The sequence below is a fragment of the Runella limosa DSM 17973 genome (assembly GCF_000482465.1).
Lineage (GTDB): Bacteria > Bacteroidota > Bacteroidia > Cytophagales > Spirosomataceae > Runella > Runella limosa.
The window spans coordinates 29,521-52,261 of record NZ_AXVJ01000061.1; the positions used below are offsets into that span (position 1 = coordinate 29,521).

18 protein-coding genes are annotated in these 22,741 nt (G+C 43.7%); 17 read left to right on the forward strand and 1 reads right to left on the reverse strand.

The window, feature by feature from the left end:
- The first annotated feature begins 54 nt into the window (after nucleotides 1-54).
- The 17 genes from K339_RS32790 to K339_RS0106865 all read left to right on the forward strand — a co-directional run bounded on the left by K339_RS32790 (nucleotide 55) and on the right by K339_RS0106865 (nucleotide 21,693).
- Nucleotides 55-2,208 (forward strand): CRTAC1 family protein, encoded by a 2,154-nt coding sequence (locus tag K339_RS32790; protein ID WP_051397849.1) that lies wholly within the window; start codon nucleotides 55-57, stop codon nucleotides 2,206-2,208.
- Nucleotides 2,209-2,247: 39 nt separating this feature from the next.
- The gene (locus K339_RS32795; RefSeq protein ID WP_051397850.1) at nucleotides 2,248-3,498 is read left to right on the forward strand and encodes an MFS transporter; all 1,251 of its coding nucleotides are present in this window, start codon (nucleotides 2,248-2,250) and stop codon (nucleotides 3,496-3,498) included.
- Nucleotides 3,499-3,566: 68 nt separating this feature from the next.
- On the forward strand, nucleotides 3,567-4,928 hold the full coding sequence (locus tag K339_RS0106795) for a vanadium-dependent haloperoxidase (RefSeq protein ID WP_028522938.1): 1,362 nt from the start codon (nucleotides 3,567-3,569) through the stop codon (nucleotides 4,926-4,928).
- A 124-nt stretch (nucleotides 4,929-5,052) separates the two neighbouring features.
- Complete coding sequence (locus tag K339_RS0106800) at nucleotides 5,053-6,492, forward strand: vanadium-dependent haloperoxidase (protein WP_028522939.1); 1,440 nt, start codon at nucleotides 5,053-5,055, stop codon at nucleotides 6,490-6,492.
- Nucleotides 6,493-6,541: 49 nt separating this feature from the next.
- Nucleotides 6,542-7,090 (forward strand): carboxymuconolactone decarboxylase family protein, encoded by a 549-nt coding sequence (locus K339_RS0106805; RefSeq protein ID WP_028522940.1) that lies wholly within the window; start codon nucleotides 6,542-6,544, stop codon nucleotides 7,088-7,090.
- A gap of 74 nt (nucleotides 7,091-7,164) precedes the next feature.
- A complete protein-coding gene (locus K339_RS0106810) occupies nucleotides 7,165-7,731 on the forward strand; it encodes a carboxymuconolactone decarboxylase family protein (protein WP_028522941.1) in 567 nt (188 codons plus the stop codon).
- Nucleotides 7,732-7,827: 96 nt separating this feature from the next.
- Nucleotides 7,828-9,126: a hypothetical protein gene (locus tag K339_RS0106815; RefSeq protein WP_028522942.1), complete on the forward strand. Its 1,299-nt coding sequence runs from the start codon at nucleotides 7,828-7,830 to the stop codon at nucleotides 9,124-9,126.
- 44 nt (nucleotides 9,127-9,170) lie between these two features.
- Nucleotides 9,171-12,293, forward strand: a complete 3,123-nt coding sequence (locus tag K339_RS0106820) for a SusC/RagA family TonB-linked outer membrane protein (protein WP_051397852.1) — start codon at nucleotides 9,171-9,173, stop codon at nucleotides 12,291-12,293.
- 66 nt (nucleotides 12,294-12,359) lie between these two features.
- Nucleotides 12,360-13,808, forward strand: a complete 1,449-nt coding sequence (locus K339_RS0106825; RefSeq protein ID WP_028522944.1) for a RagB/SusD family nutrient uptake outer membrane protein — start codon at nucleotides 12,360-12,362, stop codon at nucleotides 13,806-13,808.
- 7 nt (nucleotides 13,809-13,815) lie between these two features.
- Nucleotides 13,816-14,973, forward strand: a complete 1,158-nt coding sequence (locus tag K339_RS0106830; RefSeq protein ID WP_028522945.1) for a DUF3179 domain-containing (seleno)protein — start codon at nucleotides 13,816-13,818, stop codon at nucleotides 14,971-14,973.
- Between the two features lie 103 nt (nucleotides 14,974-15,076).
- A complete protein-coding gene (locus K339_RS32800) occupies nucleotides 15,077-15,586 on the forward strand; it encodes a hypothetical protein (protein ID WP_051397853.1) in 510 nt (169 codons plus the stop codon).
- Nucleotides 15,587-15,645: 59 nt separating this feature from the next.
- Nucleotides 15,646-17,832 carry a TonB-dependent receptor family protein gene (locus K339_RS0106840; RefSeq protein WP_028522946.1) on the forward strand — a complete coding sequence of 729 codons (2,187 nt, stop codon included), beginning with the start codon at nucleotides 15,646-15,648 and terminating at the stop codon, nucleotides 17,830-17,832.
- 116 nt (nucleotides 17,833-17,948) lie between these two features.
- A complete protein-coding gene (locus K339_RS32805) occupies nucleotides 17,949-19,307 on the forward strand; it encodes a vanadium-dependent haloperoxidase (protein WP_051397854.1) in 1,359 nt (452 codons plus the stop codon).
- A 19-nt stretch (nucleotides 19,308-19,326) separates the two neighbouring features.
- Nucleotides 19,327-19,716, forward strand: a complete 390-nt coding sequence (locus tag K339_RS0106850; protein ID WP_157607503.1) for a hypothetical protein — start codon at nucleotides 19,327-19,329, stop codon at nucleotides 19,714-19,716.
- Nucleotides 19,717-19,833: 117 nt separating this feature from the next.
- Complete coding sequence (locus tag K339_RS0106855) at nucleotides 19,834-20,598, forward strand: hypothetical protein (protein WP_157607504.1); 765 nt, start codon at nucleotides 19,834-19,836, stop codon at nucleotides 20,596-20,598.
- Nucleotides 20,599-20,632: 34 nt separating this feature from the next.
- Nucleotides 20,633-21,244, forward strand: coding sequence for a hypothetical protein (locus K339_RS0106860; protein ID WP_028522949.1), 612 nt, complete (start codon nucleotides 20,633-20,635; stop codon nucleotides 21,242-21,244).
- A 182-nt stretch (nucleotides 21,245-21,426) separates the two neighbouring features.
- Entirely contained in the window at nucleotides 21,427-21,693 is a 267-nt protein-coding gene (locus tag K339_RS0106865; RefSeq protein ID WP_028522950.1) for a DUF433 domain-containing protein, read from the forward strand.
- A 43-nt stretch (nucleotides 21,694-21,736) separates the two neighbouring features.
- On the opposite strand, the gene K339_RS0106870 is transcribed toward K339_RS0106865, so the two are convergent.
- Nucleotides 21,737-22,729, reverse strand: coding sequence for a phosphotransferase (locus K339_RS0106870; protein WP_028522951.1), 993 nt, complete (start codon nucleotides 22,727-22,729; stop codon nucleotides 21,737-21,739).
- Nucleotides 22,730-22,741 lie beyond the last annotated feature (12 nt).

Here is a 22,741-nt window from a genome sequence, read left to right on the forward strand (position 1 = left end):
ATAATCGTATCGTTATTCCTTTTTGCTTGTAGCAGGGACCATGATGATAATGAGATGGTGGACGTATTAGCAAAAATACATAAAGCCAATTTTAACAAGGAAAATACCTTTTGCCCCGAAGCAGAATTGGTCTTTTTTGATTCGATGCTTGTGGTCAGCCAAGGCAATCCGTATCGGTCTTTGGTGGTAAATTATTACAAATCAATGTCTTTGTTAAAGTTTGGGGATGAAAAAAAAGCCATTGATTTACTAGAAGATGTACTGCCCCAGGTGGTTGAGTCTAAAAAGAATGTGTATCAAACCTTGGCAACGTTGGGAATGGCCAACGTGCGGCTTGCCGAACGCCAAAATTGCGTCAAAAATCATTCGGTAGAATCGTGCATTTTACCCATTGCCAATACGGGCATACACAAAATCCAAACGGGTTCGCGGAGGGCAGTTCAGGTATATGAGAAAATGCTAGAAATGAACCCGACCGATTATGAAACTCGTTGGTTGCTCAATATTGCCTACATGACGCTGGGAGAATATCCCAGCCGAGTTCCAGCACAATACCTTATTGCGGGCTTAGACAAAGACCCCTCAAATATCAGCATTAAACCGTTTGTGGATGTAGCACCAAATGTAGGTCTTGATATTCAAAACAAGGCAGGTGGAGCAATTGTCGATGATTTTGATAATGATGGGTATCTGGATGTCATTACCTCAGATTGGGGGCTTGACGGAGCCATGCACTATTTCAAAAATAATGGCGATGGGTCGTTGGTAGATGTATCTGAAAAGGCAGGCTTATCAAAATTTAAAGGTGGTTTAAACATCCTTCAAGCCGACTATAACAACGATGGTTTTTTGGATATTTTGGTTCTGCGCGGCGCTTGGATGGCAGGTCCATTTGGAAAACAACCCAATTCACTGCTCCGTAACAATGGCGATGGAACATTTAATGATGTGACGATGCAAAGCGGCTTGTATTCATTGCACCCTACACAAGCAGGAGTATGGCGAGATTTTAATAACGATGGCTGGCTAGATTTATTTATCGGCAACGAATCAGTTCAGAATGGCGAACGGCATGGTTGTGAGTTGTTTATGAGCAATCGAAATGGCAAGTTTACCAACGTGGCGGTAGAAGCTGGGTGTAATATAAATGCCTTTGTGAAAGGAGTCACCGCAGGAGATTATGATAACGATGGCTGGCAAGACCTTTTTCTTTCTACTACGAATGGCCCCAAAATCCTTCTGAAAAACAAAGGGGTGGTGCAGGGGAAAATATATTTTGAAGATGTGACAGAAAAAGCAGGTTTAGATCAATTATTGGTTTCGACATTTCCTACGTGGTTTTGGGATTATGATAACGACGGCTGGGAGGACCTCTTTGTCAGCGGTTATCAATTTGACCGAACACTTGCTTACTCCGTGGCAACAGATGTGATGAAGATACCCAATACCGCCGCACGTATGTATCTTTTTCGTAATAACCACGATGGCACTTTTAAGGATGTTTCGGTTGAAACAGGTCTTAGCCGCTGTGTTTTTGCGATGGGTTCCAATTTTGGTGACATTGACAATGACGGTTATCCTGATATGTATCTCGGTACGGGAAATCCAGACTACCAGTCGCTGGTACCAAACAGACTCTATAAAAATGTAGGTGGAAAAGCATTTGCTGACGTGACGGTGTCGGGCAGGGTTGGCAATTTACAGAAAGGCCACGGTGTGGCGATGTCTGACATTGACAATGATGGCGACCAAGATATTTTTATTGAAGTAGGGGGGGCTTACCCTGGCGATTCTTACAATAACTCTTTGTACCTCAATCCTGGTCAAAACGATAACCGTTGGATTTACTTGACGCTGAAAGGGCAACAAAATAACCGCTCGGCAATTGGTACTAAAGTCGAAGTTAGTTTTAGAGAAAATGGGGTAAAGCGAGTAGTGCATCAAGTGGTAAGCTCAGGAGGGAGTTTTGGTTCGTCGGCTTTACGTCGCGAAATAGGCATCGGCCAAGCAACGGTTATTGATGAAATCAAAGTGACTTGGGGGGGAGGCCGTGCTGCTCACCAACAGGTATTTAAAAATGTTAAACCCAATCAATTTCTGAAAATTCAGGAGAATAGCGAAAAGTTGGAAGTTGTAAACTTGAAAAAACTAAATTTTGAGCGAAGCAAAGGGGCGATTCCTGTGTGTGTTACACCTACCCCTATCTAACTTAACGGGTCAATAAACCAATTAATTTGTAAAAACACAATGAATACCTCTCGTCTAGAAAGTGCGGCTACGATCAACGTTTCAACCGAAGCTGTGCAACATAATTGGGTCGCTTTTGGCCTTTGTATGTTGAGTTATTTGTTTGGTGGTACGGCGGCTACGCTTATGTCAGTGTATTTACCCGTGGCGATTCCAGAATTACTGGGTGAAACAAGTATTTCTGAGGCACGTTTGGGAGAGATTGGAGCGTACGTCGGAGCTGCTTTCCTATACGGCTGGGGTCTTGGTGGGTTACTTTTCGGTTGGTTGAGTGATCGTATTGGCCGTACAAAATCACTGATTTTGGTGACTGGTTTGTACGGTACTGCTACGTTGCTAACGGCTTTTGCACCTAATTGGTACTTATTGATGGCTTGCCGTTTTGCGACAGGAATGGGCATCGGAGGCGTTCTACTGATTTCGACAGTTTATTTGTCGGAAGTTTGGCCTGTTCGCACTCGCCCTATTGCATTGGGAATATTGGCCGTAGCTTTTCCCATTGGTATTGTAGCCACGGGAGGGATGAACGTATTTTTTGCTGATTGGCGTCAAGCTTTTTGGCTAGGAGTCATTCCTATGGCTACGGCGCTTGCTATGTTGCAATGGCTACCTGAATCGAAGGCTTGGCATCAATCAAAAATAGAAAAAAATGGAGTAGATGCACAATTGTGGAGTGCTTCAAATCGCTCCAATCTCCTGATAGGCATGGTCATTTTTGGGTCTGTGTTGATTGGGCTTTGGGGTATTTTTTCTTGGATTCCGACTTGGGTTCAATCTTTATTGCCAGCAGGTCAAAGTGGCCAAAAAGAACGTGGTGTGACCATGATGTTGTTGGGTTCGGGTGGTATTGTTGGAGGGATACTCTCAGGCTTTTTGATTAAACAGATAGGTGTTCGTAGAACTCTGATTATTACGTTTTTAGGGTGTGCTATGCTGTCGTTGATTTTGTTTTTGACCAACCAGCAGTTTAGCTCAATTGTCTATGTAGAAATGGCTTGTCTATCGCTCTTTTTCGGCATTAGCCAAGGAACGCTTTCGAGCTATATACCCTTACTTTTTCCTATTTCGATTCGAGCAACGGCCACGGGCTTTTGTTTTAATATTGGCCGCTTTTTTACGGCCACTTCGGTGTTTTTTGTTGGCGCTATGGTCGCATTTTTTGGTGGCCTAAGCAATGCGCTACTTACATTTTCTGTAGCATTTCTGATTGCCTTAGGGATGGCTTTTTTCAGCAAAGAGAATGGCAATTGATGACTGATAATATAACCCGTAAATAATTGAAACACTTTAATTTTTAAAAAATTTAAATGTAATCAATTATGAAAAAATTAATTAACCAAGGCGTGCTAGGGCTGTTGATGCTCTTAGCTATAGCATGTAATAAGAATCAAGACGTTACTCCACAAAAAGAATTGAAAGATTACGATGCAAAAGTAGTCTTGAAATGGGGAGAGTTGTTTTTAGAACTCGACCGCTACGCGCCAGGGTATCGCCCGCCCGTAGCAGCGAGAGCCTTTGCTTACATTGGTCTTGCGGCCTACGAAACCGTGGTTTCGGGGACAAAAGACTACCAGTCGCTTGCGCCTTATTTGTCAGGAATAACTATTCCAAAAGCTGAAGCTGGAAAAGCGTATCATTGGCCAACGGCGGTAAATGCCTCGTACCTGTCGATGATGTTGAAGTTTTTTCCGCACGTAAGCGCTGACCAAAAGGCAAAAATGAACCAGTTGGGCGAATCTTTCTTTAAAGAGTTTCAGGCAGAAACCGATGCGGAGACGTTTGCACGTTCGCGCGCATTGGGTGAAAGTGTGGCTTCGGTGATGTTTGAGTATTCAAAAACGGATAAAAATGGGCATGAGGCGTATCTGAACCCACACCCTACTGACTATGTACCACCAGTGGGAGTAGGAAAATGGCAGCCAACAAAACCTGATTTTACCCGTGCCTTGTTGCCTTACTGGGGGCGTACGCGCACTTTTGCCATCTCGGCAGAGGATAAAGTAGCGAAGCCACCCATTGAATACAGTTCGCAAATTACGTCACAGTTTTTTGCACAAGCGCTAGAAGTATGCTCATTTCCAGATAATTATGAGAATAGATGGATTGGCGAGTTTTGGAGTGATGATATTTTTGAACAGACGTTTGAACCAGCGGCTCGTTGGATTGCGATTGCCAATCAAGTGATGGTGCAAGAAAAAGCCCACCTCGAAACCGCCGTTTATACCTATGCCAAGCTGGGAATGGGATTGAGCGATGCAGGGGTGGCGTGTTGGAATTCTAAGTTTTTGTACAACGTTGAGCGCCCGATTTCATACATCAATCGTTCGATTAACCCTAAATGGATCACATTGTTGGACAATACCGTCAAAAAAGTAAAAGGAGTGACGCCTCCGTTTCCAGCGTATCCATCGGGGCATTCTACATTTGGGGCGGTTGCCGCAGAAATTTTGTCAAACATCTTTGGCTATAAGTATCAAATGACCGACCGAAGCCATGAGTTTCGGGTGGAGTTTATTGGTAAACCTCGGAGTTATCACGATTTCAATGAGATGGCTTACGAAAATGCGATTTCAAGAATTTTGCTAGGAGTGCATTACCGAATGGATTGCGACGAAGGCTTACGTATGGGATACAATGTAGGTCGAAAAGTAAATGCAATGAAATGGAAACCAGCGAATTAGAAGTGAAAAGTGATATAAAATAATTGATAGGTAATTGATGACTTAAACAGGCTTATCGTCTGATAAGCCTGTTTTTTATCAAAACCTAATGGTTCTAAAGCAATAGCAAAAAAAGGCGTGGAATATGATGAAAACAACAAGCATAAAAGGGTGGTTGAGGATTGGTGTTTTCTTTGTTGGAATATCAATGCTGCAAGCCCAGCAAAACGATAAGAGCCAAGGAAAAGATGCCTCGGTACCTATCGCTTGGGCTAAAATGACAGTGCAGGTGATGTCGCAAGCACCTAATAATACTCCGACCTATGGGTCGAGGGCTTTGGCGTACATTGGACTTACAATGTATGAGGCTACGGTACCTATTTCGCCCAAACATCGCTCAATCATCAAGTCGCTCTGTGATACCTTATCAATACCAAAGCCTAACAAAAAATATGCCTGGGAACTGGCTTTGAACGCAGGTCAAGCCCAGATTTTAAAGGCTTTTTATGGCTATACAAATAAAACAAATCCAATAGACTCACTGGAAAAAGTGATTTATCAACGTTATTCTCAAAATCTTTCACCTGCGGTAGCTACAGCTTCGGTTGACTATGGGAGGATGTTGGCATACCGTATTTTCGAGTGGGCAAAACTAGATGGCGGCCATGAAGGTCATTTGAGAAACTTTCCTAAAGATTATGTGCGACCTCAAGGGGAAGGACTGTGGGTACCTCCTAGCATTGGCCAATCAAATTCTAAAATTCCGATGCACCCAACTTGGGGACAAAATCGGACATTCTCAGCCCAAAATGCTTTACTGCCATTGCCTAAGCCGCTGGTGTATTCTACTGATACAACCACCGAGTATTACAAACAATATAAAGAGGTAGCTGATCGCAAGAAGACATTGACCAACGAAGAGCGGGCGATTGTGATGTGGTGGGGAGATGACCCAACCGAAACGTGTTCGCCGCCAGGTCATTCATATAATTTGGCCACCATCGCTGTTCTAAACAGCAACGCTGACGCCATTAAAGCTGCTGAGACTTATGCCCGCGTAGGCATGGCCGTGGCAGATGCGTTTATTTGCTGCTGGAAGGCAAAGTTTGCCTACATGGTTCAGCGGCCGTCGTCATTTATTAGGCAAAATTTTAGACACAAAGAGGTTTTTCCAGGTGAAATGATTAATTGGTTGCCGTTTTTTTTGGAGCCTCCTTTTCCATCTTTTTATTCAGGCCATGCTGTGCAATCGGCGGCTACTGCCACTGTTTTGACAGAAATGTACGGCGATAATTTTTCTTTTACGGACGCGACTCACGCGGGGCGGGGCCCCAAACGCTATTATGTAGTGAAGCCATTGCCTGCCAAATATGATGCCGTATTTCTAGGGGACTACATTCCTGAATACTTAGAAAAAGAGGTGGTTTTTGTACCTCGTCACTACCGTTCATTCTGGGAGTCTGCCAAAGAATGTGCCGAGTCGCGATTGATGGGCGGAATACACACGCGCCATGACAATGACATTGGACTGGAAGAAGGTACCAAAATTGGAAAAAATATCAACGCATTGCACTGGCGGAAATAAGCGTGGAAAGTTATTGAAAAAACAACCCTTTTTAATTTAAAATACATCTATGCCACATATTTCATTACCCGAAGGTTTTCCTGGAATCCGTAGTTTGGCGGCTTATCGTCCTGACACGGGGGCGGCTTTGTACGCGTTGGCGGAGGCACTTTTGAGAGGCGATTCGGCCTTTTCGCAGGCTGATGCGGAGTTGATTGCCACCTTTACTTCATCGCTCAATCAGTGTACATTTTGTACTTGTAGCCACGCCGCCGCTGCCCGTTTTCTCTTTGAAAACAACCAAGATGTCGTCGATGCTGTCATTGCGGATTATCAAACGGCACCGATTTCGGATAAAATGAAAGCGTTGCTGACCATTGCGAAATGCGTTCAAGAAGACGCTCGTACCGTTTCGGAAGAAATAGTGGCCAATGCCCGCCTGCTCGGGGCTACCGACCGCGAAATTCATGATACAGTGCTGATTGCGGCGACGTTTTGTATGTTCAATCGCTACGTGGATGGCTTGGCCACCGTGACGCCTACCGATGTCGCTGATTATATCCCTATGGGTGAACGTATGGGCACGCTGGGGTATGTACCGCCGAAGCCACAAGCATAGACCTTATAGGTTTCAAAAACCTATAAGGTTTAAAAAAACTCGACACTCTGAACTCTAAAATTCGACATTTTACCATGCCACATATACAATTTCAAAACGACTTACCAGGGATTTTAGGCCCGATGAATTTTAGCCCTCATACGGCTGAACCGATGAATGCACTGGCCAATGCGCTTTTGCAAACTGACGAAGGACTGAGCCGTGGCGAACGTGAACTGATAGCCACCTACGTTTCATCCCAAAACGACTGCTTTTTCTGCCAAACCATTCACGGAGCGGTGGCAAGTGAGTACTTGGGAGATGAAGATTGGTCGTTTGTAAAAGCCGTTAAATGCGATTACGAACAAACCGCGCTTTCCGAAAAAATGAAGTCATTGTTGACGATTGCGGGTAGTGTGCAAAAAGGAGGAAAACACGTTACGACCGAACAAGTGGAGGCCGCAAAAATACAAGGTGCTACCGACCGTGAAATCCACGACACGGTACTCATTGCGGCAGCTTTTTGCATGTTTAATCGGTACGTGGATGGTTTAGCGACGATTGCGCCTCAAAACCCTGAGGTATATCGCGCTAGAGCTGCCAGGGTTGTTGAAAAAGGATACTCAGCAGAAGGAAAATACACTTCTGAAAAGATAATATAATATCATAGGTTGGAGTGACCAAAAAGCCCCAATTAACTTGATTGGGGCTTTTTAAAATCTTTCAGTAAATCTCCTAAACTAGCAACCCAAATTGAAATGAAGTACCTTATACCTCTATTGGTTATTCTCTGTTTGCTAAATGCCTGTCATAAAGCAGAAAATTGGCAAACACCCGTGAAAGAAATGACCGATGAACAATATCCCGACAATCCTAATTTAACCTCCAGACACCCCAAGGCGCAACAGATTTTGTATAAAACGATTGCCATTCAACAACAAGTTGACGACAAGTTTGACTTTGAGCTACTTCCCCAAAAAAACGAAACGCCAACCATCAAAATCAAAGGCATACCGCTCTTAGAATGGATGCCGACGGCGGTGGATTGGATTAAAAAAGATGATTATTTGACGTACATCGGCCTCATAAACCAAGAGTGGAATCGTCAGCAAGTACAATTTAATGCAGGGCAATTTGAGGTAACTGCGGGGACAGAAGTCCAAATTTCGCGCGTGGATTTGGCCCGTAACTGCCTTAATGCCTATCTCTGGGAAATGTTGGTTTATGCCAAAGATACGGACGGTAAAGATAAATTATATTGGCAATGCTGGTTTGATTTTCCGAAAGATTTGTACGAAGAACTCTTTGTAAAACGCAATAAACTAAGCATGGATCCTTACCGTGCAGGATTAGAAAATTGGGTTGACCCGCCTTCAAAAAAAATCAATCTGGGCTTGTTACGTGAAGTGAAATCCGAAAAAGTAGTTCCGTTTGTGTCAAGTAATGATGAAATGTATGCGTTGAAGGGTGAATTGGAACGCAAACGTAAAAATATTATCTATCCTAAAAAAGTGACAAAAATGGGCGATTTGTTGAGCGATAGCACACGGTTTGCGACGTTTGCTCAACCAGGTTTTTATGATACCAAAGACCCTCGTGTTACTTATTTAAGTCGGTTTGGTAAACTTACTAAAGTGATAGAAAGACAAATCACCACACCTACCAAGGAAACAGCCCTAGAAATAGAGTATGTTTTTGTGAGTAATCAAGATGCCAAGACTATTACGCGTTTGGTTGTGGGCGGTCTTAAACCAGCATCACTGCCTGTTCTTTCGCTTACAAATGCCAGCGACGGTGCACGTGCTTCTATGGGGATTTCCAATCATTCCTTCTATGAAACCTTTGATTATCAGCAACAACACCTCACGAAAGACAATCCGTTTTATTCTTTTTTGCTTGATGAGAAAGGTAACTTTTTAGATAATCACAAAATTGGGATTGATGGAACAGTCTTTCACTTGGATGAAGAAGACAATACTAAATTACATCTCTGGATTTTGGCATTTGAACGCCACGCGTTTGTGAGCCACTGTATTATAAAATTATCAAATCGCTAAGTATGAGACATTTTTTTACCCAAAAAATAACCTGCCTTTTTCTGATGCTTTTATGGGTTGGCTGTGCATTGGCACAGGATACAACTTTAAAAGGGATTGTTACAGATGCCCAAAGCGGAAATCCATTGGTGAGTGCGACTGTACAACTAAAAAATGGAAAAGACTTTGTGCTGACTAATGAAAAAGGGGAGTTTACATGGCCTAAGGCACCAAAATTACCTTTTACCTTATTGGTGAGCTCTGTCGGTTTTGAAACCAAAGAAGTTGTGGTCAACTCGTTGGCGTTTAACGCTATTGTGCTCAAAGAATCGGTGACGAGCCTGAGCGAAGTGGTCGTTTCGAGTGGTTATACGATTCAAAACCGCAATGAGTTTTCTGGCGCTGTGTCGAGTGTAGCAGCCAAACAGCTACAAAATCGCCCTGCTGTCAGTTTCGATCAGTTATTGAACGGACAAGCAGCGGGTATTGATTTGATTCAGCCCACAAATATTCTCAATGCCACTCCTGTGTTGCGTATTCGTGGTATCAACACCATTACGTCAGGTTTGTTTCCATTGGTGGTAGTGGACGGGGTAACGGTTTTTGTGGGGGCGATTGGTGGAGGCATTGGCAACAACCCCTTGGCCGATATAAATCCCAATGATATTGAAACGATTGATGTTCTCAAAGACGCATCGGCCGCAGCTATTTATGGCTCGCGAGCGGCCAATGGTGTAATGGTGATTACAACCAAAAAAGGCCGTAAAGGAAAACCAAAAGTCAGTTATGATAATTGGGTGAGCCGCAGCACGCCTTACAATATGCCCAAAATGCTGGGAGCGGAAGAATACACGATGATTAAAAATGAGGCAATGGTCAACTCGGGACGTGCGCCTGGCTATGCCCTCATGAAAAACGGCGATGGAAGTACGGTAGATACGGATTGGTACGACGTGGCGTTTCGTCCAGGAATTTCTCACAACCACAACATCAGCGTGTCAGGTGCCAACGATGCAACGAGCTACTTCTTCTCGACGGGATATACGCACCAAAACAGTTTTATCAAAAACAACACTTTTGAGCGGTTGGCAGCGCGGTTGAATTTTAGCCATGAACTGAATAAATCCATCACATTTGGTGCCAATATTACTTATAGCAATGGCACCAACATAGGCCCTAATACGGGTGCAGTGCCCAGCAACTCGATGTCGTCGTCGGCTTACAACTCACAGTATATCACCAACGAACCCCTCGCCCGTATGACCTACGTGTTGCCGCCCAACGTACCTGTTTACCGTTCGGATGGCTCATATAGCATCCAAAACGGCATCAGTGTGGGCTATGGTGCCAATAATCCGAGTACGATTGGAACCATAAATGCCTATAACTTGGCCATGGTACAAACGCTGGATTTAAGCTCGTCGGAAAACAATACCCTCATTGGGAATGTCTATGGAGAATGGAAAATACTGAAAAACCTCAAATTTAGAACTAGCTACGGGCTTAATAACCTACAAGTGACCAATAAGGCATTTCTTAATCCCACTCACGGAGGAGGGGCTGCTTCCAATGGTGCCGCAACCAACAATTTTACGAAGTTCTATCGGAGCGATTGGGTCAATACGTTGTTGTATAGCACCAGCATTAACGAAAAACACAACATCACAGTTTTGCTCGGCCATGAAGCGATTAAAACGACTACCGATGGTTGGGGAGCACAACAAACCAACGTGACGGACCCTTCCTATTCCAATTTTCAGGGTGGTTTTAGTAACATTGCTCCCAGTGGTAACATCTTGATGGAGAATGCGTTGTTGTCTTATTTTTCAAATATTACCTATGACTACAAGAAAAAATACTTGTTGAGTCTCAATTTTCGCCGCGATGGACTTTCGGCCTTAGCGACGGGTAATAAATACGGGAATTTTGGTGGAGGCTCGGTAGGTTGGAATATTTTTGAGGAAGATTTTTATAAAAATAGCGGACTGGCGCGCGTCATTAATAACCTCAAAATCAGGGGCAGTTATGGGGTGGTAGGCAATAGTGAAATTGGGGACTATCCTGCGATTGGAACTTACAATTCAAACACTTATGGTGGAATGCCCACGTTGGCATTTTCGCAAGCGGCTAACCCCAACCTTCGCTGGGAAACCTCGAAAAAATTAGACATTGGCCTCAACTTTTCGATGTTCAACGACCGTCTTACGTTTGAGTTTGATTACTACAACAACGAGGTGGATGGCCTGATTCTGAAAGCCCCGCAGGCATTGTCGGCGGGCATCCCAGGCAACGTCATTAATGCCAACGTAGGAAGTCTTTATAATCGTGGTATTGAGCTAGGAATCAGTGCCATTGTGACCAACTATCGCGATTTTAGATGGAATACAGGTTTTAACCTCTCAACCCTCAAAAACGAGGTTACTTCGCTCGTGAGTGATGTGTATGTGCCGAGTGTTTTTGGCGTTCAAAACATGACGCGGGTGGGCTACTCTATCGGTTCAATTTTTGCCGTTCCAACGGTAGGGGTAAACCCCGATAATGGTTTGATGGTGTTTGTCAACAGTGAAGGCCGTGAAGTTCAGTACAATCACATTGGCTCGCCACGGTGGACATACAAAGACGGTACGGCAGCCCCAGCCATTGATAACCTTAAAGATGGGGTGATTCAAGGGCCTTCGTTGCCACGCTTGTTTGGTGGGCTCAACAATAGTTTTAGCTATAAAAACTTTGATTTGAACTTGATTTTTAACTTTGTCGCTGGTAATAAGCTCTACAATGGTACACGTGCTACCAACTCTGATCAGCGGTATTTTAATAATGGTACCTTCATTTTGAGTCGTTGGCAAAAGCCAGGTGATGTGACTGAGATTCAGAAGCTACAGTATGGCGACAATGTATCGGCGGGTTTCTCATTTGCAGCTACTTCAAAGGTAGAGAACGGTTCGTATCTCAAACTCCGTAATATTTCTTTGGGGTATAACATTCCTGTTCAGAAAAGCAATCTACTGCGCGGTAGGGTAGCTTCCGCGCGGGTATATGCGCAAGCGGCCAATGTCTTTACAATCACCAAGTACCGTGGTTCAGATCCCGAAGTATCTATCAATGGTAACTCGATTCACTCTGGCAAAGACCAAAACGTTCCGCCCAACGCCCAAGTGCTTTCAGTAGGTTTGAATGTTGGATTTTAAAGCCTTTTGTCATCCCGATAAAAGAGGGGACTAAATCCACTCTCTACAACACAAACATTGAACAAAATGAAATCAAAAATACTTATATTCTCGCTTGCAACGGTCTGTTTGACAGCTTGTAATGATGGTTTTCTCAATACAGTCCCTAAAACTACTGTAGCCGAAGAGGCCGCATACAGCACCCCTGCCAAAATACTGGCGCAGGTCAATAATCTTTATGGGCAACTCCAAAATGCGACATTTTATGGAGGTCGCTATATTATTTTCAACGAGCAGCGCGGTGATGAGTTTGGACAAAACGATGGCAACGCCGCTACAGGTTCAGCGGTTTGGAACCAAAACGTAGCTTCTACCAACGAGTTTATCAACAACGTATGGGGAGCAGCCTATTCGGCTATTAATGCTTCAAACGTACTCATGGAGCGGCTTAATGGCACCACTGTGGTGTCGGTGGCTGATGCCAAGCTGTACGTGGCGGAAGCTAAATTTGTACGGGCATTGTCATACTTGGCATTGGTACAAACCTACGCTAAACCTTATAATGTGGACAAAAACGCATTGGGTGTGCCGTTGCGCCTCAAAGCTATCACAACTGAAGGTAACAATGACTTGGCGCGTAGTTCGGTTGCGGATGTTTATGCGCAGATTATCAAAGACTTAAATGAAGCAGAGGTCGATTTGCCAGCATCCTATACAACGCCTTTGTTGAACACCGCACGTGCTAAGAAAAGTACGGCGATTGCGCTCAAAACAAGGGTGTATTTGCAACAAAACGAATTTCAGAAAGTAGTTGAAGAAGCGGCCAAACTGGTATCAAAAACCGCTCCTTTTCAATACACGACTGGTTCGCTAACGCATCGTTTGGAAACCAATATTGCTGCCATTTTTGGAGGCAGTTACACGGGGAGTGAAGCTATTTTTTCGATTCCATTTGCCAATACTACCACCGAAACCCCCCCGTCGCAGAGCTCGTTGGCTTTTACGTATGTATCTCAGCCAATTTTGTTTTTGGCAACGGGCGGAATTGTGAGCGACCCCGCCCTCACCAATGTTGCCGACGCACGCACGGGCTTGATTGGTACCAACAGTGCTGGTCAGAAAGTATTGCGCAAATTCAACATCACTACCGCGCCGTTTCGCGATTACGTACCTGTGATTCGTTATGCCGAAGTGATGCTCAACTACGCAGAGGCCGCCGCCCAAACAAACGACTTGTCGATGGCAGCTGCTTTGCTTAAAGCTGTAAGAAATCGGTCAAATCCGAATCATATTTTTGCAGAAACAGAGCTTACTTCTAAAACGACTTTACTCAACCTTATTTTTAACGAAAGACGCATCGAATTGCTGGGCGAAGGTTTCCGACTGCATGATTTACAACGTCGCGGGCTGACCTTGCCCGCTAAAACGGGAAGCATCGGGACAGCCCCATTGGTGTTGCCCACGGCCAGCAACTACATTTGGCCTATTCCGAGCGGTGAGATTTCGGCAAACAAATTGATGGTGCCTAATCCTTAGAATCTTTATGAAAAAACTTTTTTACATCGGTATTATTGGCCTGATTCTTTTTGAAATCGCCAACGTGTATTTCATCATGCCCATGCCAGGTAGCCAACGAATGAACAGCATTGACGCTGCCTATTTTTTACATACGTGGCGGTGGGCATTTCGTGCGGTGTTTGGGGCAATGGCTTTGGTAGGGGCTTTTGTAGTTTTCCGAGGGAAAAAATGGGAGCCGTACGTAGCTGGTATTTGTATCCTTGCGGTCGCAGCAGTTACCTACGCTGCCAATTTCACAATGGCGGCCGATTCGATGTTTTATCAGCCTTCGGTACTGACGCTGAAAAATAGAATGGACAATAAAGTAGCCAAAGAACGTCTTGTGATTGGCGTGGAAGTGAATGGACAAGCGCGGGCGTATCCGATTCAATACATTGGTTATCACCACCAAGTACAAGATACGTTGGGAGGAAAACCTATCATCGTGACTTACTGCACCGTTTGCCGCACGGGTAGGGTGTTTGAGCCAATCGTGGGAGGGCAAAAGGAAGCTTTCCGATTGGTGGGGATGGATCATTTCAACGCCATGTTTGAAGACAAAACGACGGGTAGTTGGTGGCGACAAGCCAACGGGGAAGCGATAGCGGGCGAGCTGAAAGGGAAGTTTTTGCCCGAAATTCCTGTTATGCAAGTTACTTTGGCGAAATGGATGGATTTACACCCAACGACTTTGGTGATGCAACCCGATGCAAAATTTCAAGAAAAATACGATTCATTGAGCAAATACGAAACGGGAAAACGGACGGGAGAGTTGACCAAACGTGATACAGCTTCGTGGAGTGATAAATCGTGGGTGGTGGGTGTAGAGGTAAATGGAGGGGTCAAAGCGTATGATTGGAATCAATTGCAAAAAGAAAAAATCATCAATGATATGATTGGATATTTGCCCGTTACGGTGGTATTAGCGTCTGATAAACAGAGTTTTGTGGCACTTTATCGTGCTACGCCTGGGCAAAAGTTGAGTATGAAAAATGATTCTCTCTATGATGAAGGTGGGTGTGCGTATGATTTGGCTGGAAAATCGCACCGAAAGGGCATTCCCGATTTAGAAAGAGCCAATGCGTATCAAGAGTATTGGCACAGTTGGAAAACGTTTCATCCCAATACAAAAAGGTATAAATAATTTTTGGCATGATAATTGGTAGCTTAATTTTGTACCCTTTATTGTGCCAATTTCATTGAAGAAACTTATATCCACCGGTCTATTAATCGTACTGCTCTACCACATGTTTGGGCTGTCGGTGGCATTGCTGTGTTTTGAAGATGAATACCAAAACGCTTCTCCCGTCACCAAAAATGACCAATGGGATATAATTAAGATACCTCTTCAAGAATTGCCTTACGTTTCTTACCAAGAAATACCTGCCGAACAAGAGGGCTTAATTCGTAAAGACGGCGACTTTTATAACATTGTGAAGCAGTATCATAAAGACGATACACTTTACATTGTTCTCAAAACCAACCGCGATGCCCGCGAGCGTTTTACCGAACTTTCCAATCAAATTCAGGAGTCGTTGGATGCTACTTCTGAAGCGCCACTGAATCCTGTGAAAAAAACGATTGCGTTATTTTTAGGGTTATCCAAGTCGTACGTATCCAACGCAGAGTTGGTTTGGCCTCCGTTGCTATTGGCAGGTTTTTTACCTAAATCCGTCTATTACCTTTCTTCACAAATACCTTCTGACTCCTTTTTTTATCTTTTGTCGCCCCCTCCCGAGTTCGGTAAACTTGCGTAATTTATTGGCTTTGTAGCCAAATGAAAAAGTTTACTAACCAATTATTAGGGAGCTATTGAATGATAAAAAATACATCATTCCTGTTGCTGGGGTTATGCCTTGGCCTACAGGGTTATTCTCAAAAAACAAAGCCAGACACCACTCAAAACTTAAAAGAAGTAGAGGTTGTTGGGCTGCGAGAACGAATCCAAATCGAACGCTTACCTGATGTGCATCAAATGCTGATTGCCGCAGGAAAAAAAAGCGAAGTGATTCATTTGTTGGGACTAAATGCGAACATCGCCGAACGTAATCCTCGTCAACTTTTTGCCAAAATCCCTGGGATATTTGTCTATGACATGGACGGTTCGGGCAACCAAATAAACATTGCCACGCGGGGGCTTGACCCGCACCGAAGCTGGGAGTTTAATGTCCGTTACAATGGCGTCATTGGCAATACCGATATGTATGGCTACCCTGCCAGTCACTACAACCCGCCCGCCGAATCGTTTGAGCGGATTGAGGTTGTGCGCGGCACGGGCTCACTCCAATACGGAGCGCAGTTTGGCGGAATGGTCAATTATGTGAGCAAACAAGCCGATACTACCCGTAAGTTTGGGTTTGAGAATATCAGTTCGTTGGGCTCTTTTGGCTTGTTAAGTTCTTACAACGCCATTGGTGGGAAAGTAGGAAAGCTGACGTACTATGCGTATTACCACCGTCGTAAGTCGGATGGGTACCGCCAGAATAGTCGCTCGGAATCGGAGTCGCAGTACGTTAGTTTGCAATACGATTTTACGCCAAAATTATCCTTAAAGGCAGAAGTAGGACATACCGATTATGTGTATCAAATTCCTGGACCATTGACCGATAGTATGTTTTTGGCTAACCCACGGATGTCCACTCGTTCGCGTAATTATTACGAACCAGACATTTACTTGCCTTCACTTACGTTGCGTTGGGAAATTACGCCCCGCACGCGTTTGCAATGGGTAAACTCGATGGTGCTGGGTGCGAGAAACAGCGTGATGATTGATGCCTTTGCCACGGTCAAAGATGCCATCGAGCCAAGTACGTTGCAGTACAAAAATCGCCAAGTCGATGTTGATAAGTTCAACAGTTTTACGTCTGAACTAAAGCTGTCGCACGACTACCAAATCGGTAACATGAGCTCGGTGCTGGTTGCGGGAGTACAGGTGATGAACAACGACTTGAACCGCAGACAAATGGGCAAAGGAACCACAGGCAGTGATTATGACCTGACGCTCGTAGGTACCGACGGCTGGGGACGTGACATGCACTTTAAAACGAAGAACGTGGCAGTATTTGCCGAAAACTTATTGTATTTGACCCGCCGCTGGACGGTTTCCCCAAGCTTCCGTTTGGAGAGTGGTCAAACCGACTTTTCGGGATACATCCGCTACCTCAAACCTGAGGTTGTGCCTAATAGTATCCCGCACCGATTTCCGTTGTTTGGCGTCAGTACGCAGTATCGTCTAAACGAGCAAAATCGCATTTATGCGGGCTGGTCGCAAGCGTATCGCCCCGTGATTTTGAAGGATATTATCCCAAGCTCCGTGTTGGAGCGGGCCGATAAAAACCTAAAAGATGCCCAAGGGTACAACCTGGAAGTAGGAATGAGCGGACGTACTGGAAAGCTACATTACGACATCACTGGTTTTGTACTAAGCTACAAAAATCGCCTTGGTAGCTTGATTTTGAGTGACCCAGATGGTACGTCGTATATTTTCCGTACCAACATCGGCGACAACCTCAATAAGGGAGTAGAGATGTATGTGGAATACGAATTTTTACGTACTCGCCGAACTCGTTTATCGGTATTTACATCTACCGCCTACATTGATGCTCGCTACGTAAAAGGCCAAGTGAGCAATGGAAAAGAAAACCAAAACATTGTGGGCAATCGAGTAGAGTCGGTACCCCAGTGGACGAGCCGCAATGGGATAGAGTTCAACCACCGCTGGTTAAGCACTACGTTGTTGGGGAGCTATGTGTCAAAAACCTTTGCAGATGCCCTCAATACCGTTCAGCCGTCGGCCAACGGAGCGAAAGGAGTGGTTCCAAGTTATACCATTATTGACTGGAATTCCACCGTTCGAATCGGCGAACGATATACTGTACGGTTGAGTGTCAATAACCTATTAAATGAGTCATACTTCACAAAACGTCCAACCTTTTACCCAGGGCCAGGTATTTGGCCTTCGGATGGTCGGAGTGTGGCGCTGTCGGTGGGGGTGAAATTGTAAAGAGACAAGAATTAAACTGAGAAGACCTACCAAGTTTCTAAAACTTGGTAGGTCTAACAAGAACTTTAACTTAAAATAGATTTGCGAACTACACCAAATCCTTCTTTGTATTGATTATGAAACGTTTACTATGCTTTGCGCTTTTTGTGGCTTTGTTGGCAGGATGTACAACTACGCCAGAGGTGGTAGAACCCGCCAAAACAAACAACGTGTCGGACTATTCGGCTGATTTTCTGCGTGAGTGGATGAAATTGGAGTGTCGAATTGTCAAAGAGACTGGGGGCTTTTTACCTCCGCAAGCGTCTCGGGCTTTTGGCTATGTGGGCATTACGGCCTACGAAGCTGTGTACAGTGGAATCCCAAACGCGAAACCTCTGGCTGGTCAAATCAATCGCTTGATGCCAGCAACGATGCCCGTGCCTCTTCCGCTCAATGTGCGTTATCATTGGGGTGCGGTTGTCAATGCCGCCGTGGCTGACATGATGCGTAAAATGTTTGACAAAAAGCTGAGTGCCGACAACCTAGCAAAAATCAATCAGATGGAAGCCGATAACCTAGCCGCGTTTCTGAAAACAACTTCAAAGCTGCTGGTCGATGAGTCGGTAAAGCATGGGCGAGCCGTTTCGCAAGCTATTTATGAATATTCACTCACCGATGGTGGACACGATTCGTACCTTAATCCCTTTTCAAGACCTTTTACGCCCGTAACTGGTGTTGACAAATGGGTGCCTACAGATGCCAATAATGCGACTCCTCTTGCTCCGTATTGGCAAAAATGCCGCCCGATTTTGGCTTCTGACATGACTTATGCCAATCCAGTAAAACCCATACCGTTTTCTACGGATAAGGGTTCGACATTTTATAATGAAGCACTGGCCGTGTATAATCAAGTGAAAAATAATACGGCTGAACAAGTGGAAATTACGAAGTTTTGGGCTGATGACCCGTTTGTCACTTGTACTCCAACGGGGCATACATTCAATATTTTAACCCAGTTGCTAGAAGAAACAAATGCGACCCTTGAAAAAGCAGTGGTAGGCTATGCCATGTTGGGTATTGCCGAAATTGATGCCTTCATCGCTTGTTGGAAAGCCAAATATGATTATTCATTGATTCGCCCTGTATCCTACATTCAAAAGTACATTGACCCCGCTTTTAAAACGGTGATTGGAACACCTGCCTTTCCTGCTTATACCTCTGGACACGCCACGGAAATTGGGGTTGGAGAGCGTATTTTTGTGAAGTTGTTTACCAGTGGTGATGGCAATTATAACTTTACTGACCGTTCTCAAGTGCAGCATGGTTTTCAGCCACGTAAATTCACAAACTTTGCTGCGATGTCCCAAGAATGTGCCAATTCGCGTTTGTACGGCGGTATTCACTACGCAATGGACAACGAAAATGGTTTGTTGATGGGGCGTGGTATTGGTAACAACGTACTTAGTGCTATCCAATGGCCACAAAATGTTAAATAATATTTTATGCCTAATGAAGATGAAGAGACCGATAGGAGTGGGGGTAATGTTGGGTAGTATGTTGATGCTAGGTTGCCAAAAAAATAACCAAGCCCAACTGGAGAACGATGCTCAACTTATGGCCCAATTGGAGTGCCAAGCCCGCCAATTAAAAGAAGAACGCTTTAAAGCAGCCAACGATATTCGCTTTATGGAAGACTCGTTGGCAAAATATAAACTTCGACTGTCGCCCCAAAAAAGCGCAGAGATTGATTCGGTGAAAGAAAGCTATACCATTCGGACGGGAGAATTGGCCGATAAAATCACGAAAACAATGGACAGCCTTTTTGCAACCACTTACCGTAGCCAAGAAGAACGTGAGCAACTTGACGAGGCGACGGAAAAAGTGTTGCAAAAGATTTGCCAGTAATGAGATTATCTTTTTAGGAGGGGTAAAGTTCATAATATCGTTAGCTTTACCCCTCCACCTTGCTTTTTCTTTGTAATTAGGAATTAACTTGGAAAATGCTTTAAATTGCAAAGTGTTGTGAAATTTAAAGAAAAAATCACTGTGAATAAATACCTATATTTTGCTTGCTTTTTACTTTTGATAGCCTGTCAGAGTTGCCTTACTTTAGAAGAAAAAGTGGATTTTTATACTCCAACGAGTGGGCGAATGACACTTCAATTTGGTTTTTTTGAAGGAATAGAAAACCTTGATGGAGCTTTAGGTTCTAAGAAAGATAGTACAGCTTCTACGGGAAATACTATATCTAATGAAATAGATAAAACGGATGACTCATTCATTAGTAAAGTTAAAAAGAGCCTATATAAATACTCGATTGAATGTGCGAAAATAGATGGAATCAGTGAAATAAAAATAGATACAACAGAACTTAGATACAGAATAGGAATGGATTTTGAAAATATAAATGCTCTAAACCTTTCAATGAATAAGTTTATAGTAATAGCAGATGATATTTTTGATTTTGATGATACATTAAAAGGGAGTAAACCTCAAGAAATAATAAAATTTTATAAAGTTGGTAACCAAATGACATACCGTTCGACAGAATCATTGTTGTCGTTCTTGATTGATAGTAAAAAAATAAAGGAATCATCATTGTCTATGGGGGATGTTCTAATGAAAGATTCAAAATATACTGTTATGTTAAATTTTCCAGAGAAAATAAGTTCTGTAAAAAATAAACATTCAAAAATTTTATATGACTTTAAAGGAGTTTCTTGGGAAATAGGCTTGTTAGATGTGTTTAGACAAAAATCTGATATGTCTAATGAAATATATTATTAAAACCGTACAAATAGTTTTACATATATTGATAAAAATGAAAAAAAGAACTTTCAGTCTATTATTTATAGTATTTGGGTTGGCTCTTCAACGCTGTGCCGTCACGAAACAAATTTCGGAAGTAAAAACCCTTGGCGACTGCAAATACACTGTTGCGTCGGCCGATAACATTACGCTGGCAGGCGTGGATGTTAGAAGCCTACAAAATCTTGACTTGTCGCAGTCGCCAAGAATTGGGTTAGCGATATTGACAAAAGACGTCCCGCTCAACCTTCGCCTTAATCTTGATATTACGAACCCAACCAAAAATTTGGCAGGTATCAACCAGTTTGAATACAAGGTGTTTTTGTCAGAAAATGAGTTGTTTACTGGGCTATACGACCAACGTATTGAAGTACAACCCAAAGGCGGAACCACCCGCGTTCCGATGCAATTGACCACCAACGCGTATCGGTTTATTACCGACAGCAAAGCCCGCGAAGCCATCGTCAATATGATGCAAAATTTGTCGGGAAAAGCCAACACGACTCCTTCTAAGTTGACCATCAAACTACGCCCTACCTTGGGGATTGGTAACTCACAAATCAATTATCCAGGCTATATCACCATCGAAAAAGAAGTAAATGCCAAAATGCTTTCGGTAGAATAGTTTTGACTGTTCAGACTTTCCAAGTTTAAAAACTTGGAAAGTCTTACATGCGTCGCTCGTCCCGACATCATGTCGGGACGGCTACGGCCTAAAGTCTCTTCTACTCGTTGGCGGCGTTTGTAAATAATTCTCTCTTTGTCTTCATGGAAACAAAACCTTAATTTTGTGTAAAACAGAATCTCATGGAAAATTTATTGAAAAGAATTACCATTAATGAAAATATTTGCAATGGTAAACCAATAATAAGAGGGTATCGAATAACCGTAAAAACAATTTTGGAATATATCGCAGCAGGTGAAACGGTAGAAAATCTTTTAATGGCATATCCATTTCTTGAAAAGGAGGATATAGACGCTTGCTTGCAGTATGCAGTACGGGCAGTTGACAATGAAACTCACTTTTTTAAATGTCGCTCGTCCCGACATCATGTCGGGACTGCTACGGCCTAAAGTCTCTGACTTTGTTATGGAGTATATGGTTGATTATCAGGTTCTACATATCGGCAAACAGCCCTTGCTTTTCGCTCCAGCGTTGTGCCATGCCAATAAACCGTTTTAAATAATCTTCGCTAATAAAAAGGTTGCACCAGTCGTCGTAGCGCTGACATTGGATCCCTAAGTAAAACAACCAAATACAAACTGCAAGTGGCGGAATCAACGCTTTTTCTTCGTCAGATACAGGCTGTATCGCTTCATAACCCGCCCAAAAACGAGCTAGTTTTTCTTCGTAGCGATAGGTGTCAGGTTCAGTATTAAACAGTTGAATATTGTAGTAAGCCAAGTCGAGGCATTGCCAGCCATTTCCCGAAAAATCAAAATCAAAGAATGTCGCTTTCCCATCGGGAGCAATGTTCAAGTTATCAAACCAAATATCAAGGTGAACTACCCCCGCACGAATCGAAGCTGTGTCGGTTGAATCCAATACATCGGTTAGCAAAGGCACAATTCGCTCAATGTACTTCATAGTTTCCGAATCGGGAGAAAAATACGTTCGGATTCGTTCCAATGACTGTTTGAGCAATGTTTCGGAAGTGTAAGTAGGGCGTTGTAAGTCAAAGTTCTGTGTTGCTTTGTGAAAACGTGCCATTGCTTGTCCGATGGTGTAGCTGTGGTTGGGGCTAAAAAAACGAACCTTCTCACCTGCGGCAAACGAAAAAAGGACGCCGAAACGTAACCCTTCGTGAGCCTCAATTTCTTGGAGATATACCCCATTTTTGTCGGCAATCGGGTAGGAAACAGGCACCTCCGATGCTTTTAAATGAAGTAACAAGCGAACTTCTTCCTCAATCTCCAACCGACTGCGCCACTGATAAAAGTATAACCGAAAAATGTACGAGTCAGTCGTTGTACGAAGTAAGTACGTATGATTGATACCCGTTTTGAGAATGCGCGCTTCGACTATGTCTAAAAATGGATACAAGGTTTGAAGGTACTCGGCCAATGGTGCGGCTTTCAATCGAGTATCGTAAACGGGTAAATGGGGCATGGCTAAATTTTT

Bases quoted from the DNA above. Each gene is read 5' to 3' on its own strand.
- K339_RS0106810 (WP_028522941.1), top strand. From the start codon at position 7,165: ATGCCACATATACAATTTCAAAACGACTTACCAGGGATTTTAGGCCCG.
- K339_RS0106805 (WP_028522940.1), top strand. From the start codon at position 6,542: ATGCCACATATTTCATTACCCGAAGGTTTTCCTGGAATCCGTAGTTTG.
- K339_RS0106830 (WP_028522945.1), top strand. From the start codon at position 13,816: ATGAAAAAACTTTTTTACATCGGTATTATTGGCCTGATTCTTTTTGAA.
- K339_RS0106795 (WP_028522938.1), top strand. From the start codon at position 3,567: ATGAAAAAATTAATTAACCAAGGCGTGCTAGGGCTGTTGATGCTCTTA.
- K339_RS0106800 (WP_028522939.1), top strand. From the start codon at position 5,053: ATGATGAAAACAACAAGCATAAAAGGGTGGTTGAGGATTGGTGTTTTC.
- K339_RS0106840 (WP_028522946.1), top strand. From the start codon at position 15,646: ATGATAAAAAATACATCATTCCTGTTGCTGGGGTTATGCCTTGGCCTA.
- K339_RS0106860 (WP_028522949.1), top strand. From the start codon at position 20,633: ATGAAAAAAAGAACTTTCAGTCTATTATTTATAGTATTTGGGTTGGCT.
- K339_RS0106820 (WP_051397852.1), top strand. From the start codon at position 9,171: ATGCTTTTATGGGTTGGCTGTGCATTGGCACAGGATACAACTTTAAAA.
- K339_RS0106825 (WP_028522944.1), top strand. From the start codon at position 12,360: ATGAAATCAAAAATACTTATATTCTCGCTTGCAACGGTCTGTTTGACA.
- K339_RS0106850 (WP_157607503.1), top strand. From the start codon at position 19,327: ATGAAGAGACCGATAGGAGTGGGGGTAATGTTGGGTAGTATGTTGATG.
- K339_RS32800 (WP_051397853.1), top strand. From the start codon at position 15,077: ATGTTTGGGCTGTCGGTGGCATTGCTGTGTTTTGAAGATGAATACCAA.
- K339_RS32790 (WP_051397849.1), top strand. From the start codon at position 55: ATGGTGGACGTATTAGCAAAAATACATAAAGCCAATTTTAACAAGGAA.
- K339_RS0106815 (WP_028522942.1), top strand. From the start codon at position 7,828: ATGAAGTACCTTATACCTCTATTGGTTATTCTCTGTTTGCTAAATGCC.
- K339_RS32805 (WP_051397854.1), top strand. From the start codon at position 17,949: ATGAAACGTTTACTATGCTTTGCGCTTTTTGTGGCTTTGTTGGCAGGA.
- K339_RS32795 (WP_051397850.1), top strand. From the start codon at position 2,248: ATGAATACCTCTCGTCTAGAAAGTGCGGCTACGATCAACGTTTCAACC.
- K339_RS0106870 (WP_028522951.1), bottom strand. From the start codon at position 22,729: ATGCCCCATTTACCCGTTTACGATACTCGATTGAAAGCCGCACCATTG.
- K339_RS0106865 (WP_028522950.1), top strand. From the start codon at position 21,427: ATGGAAAATTTATTGAAAAGAATTACCATTAATGAAAATATTTGCAAT.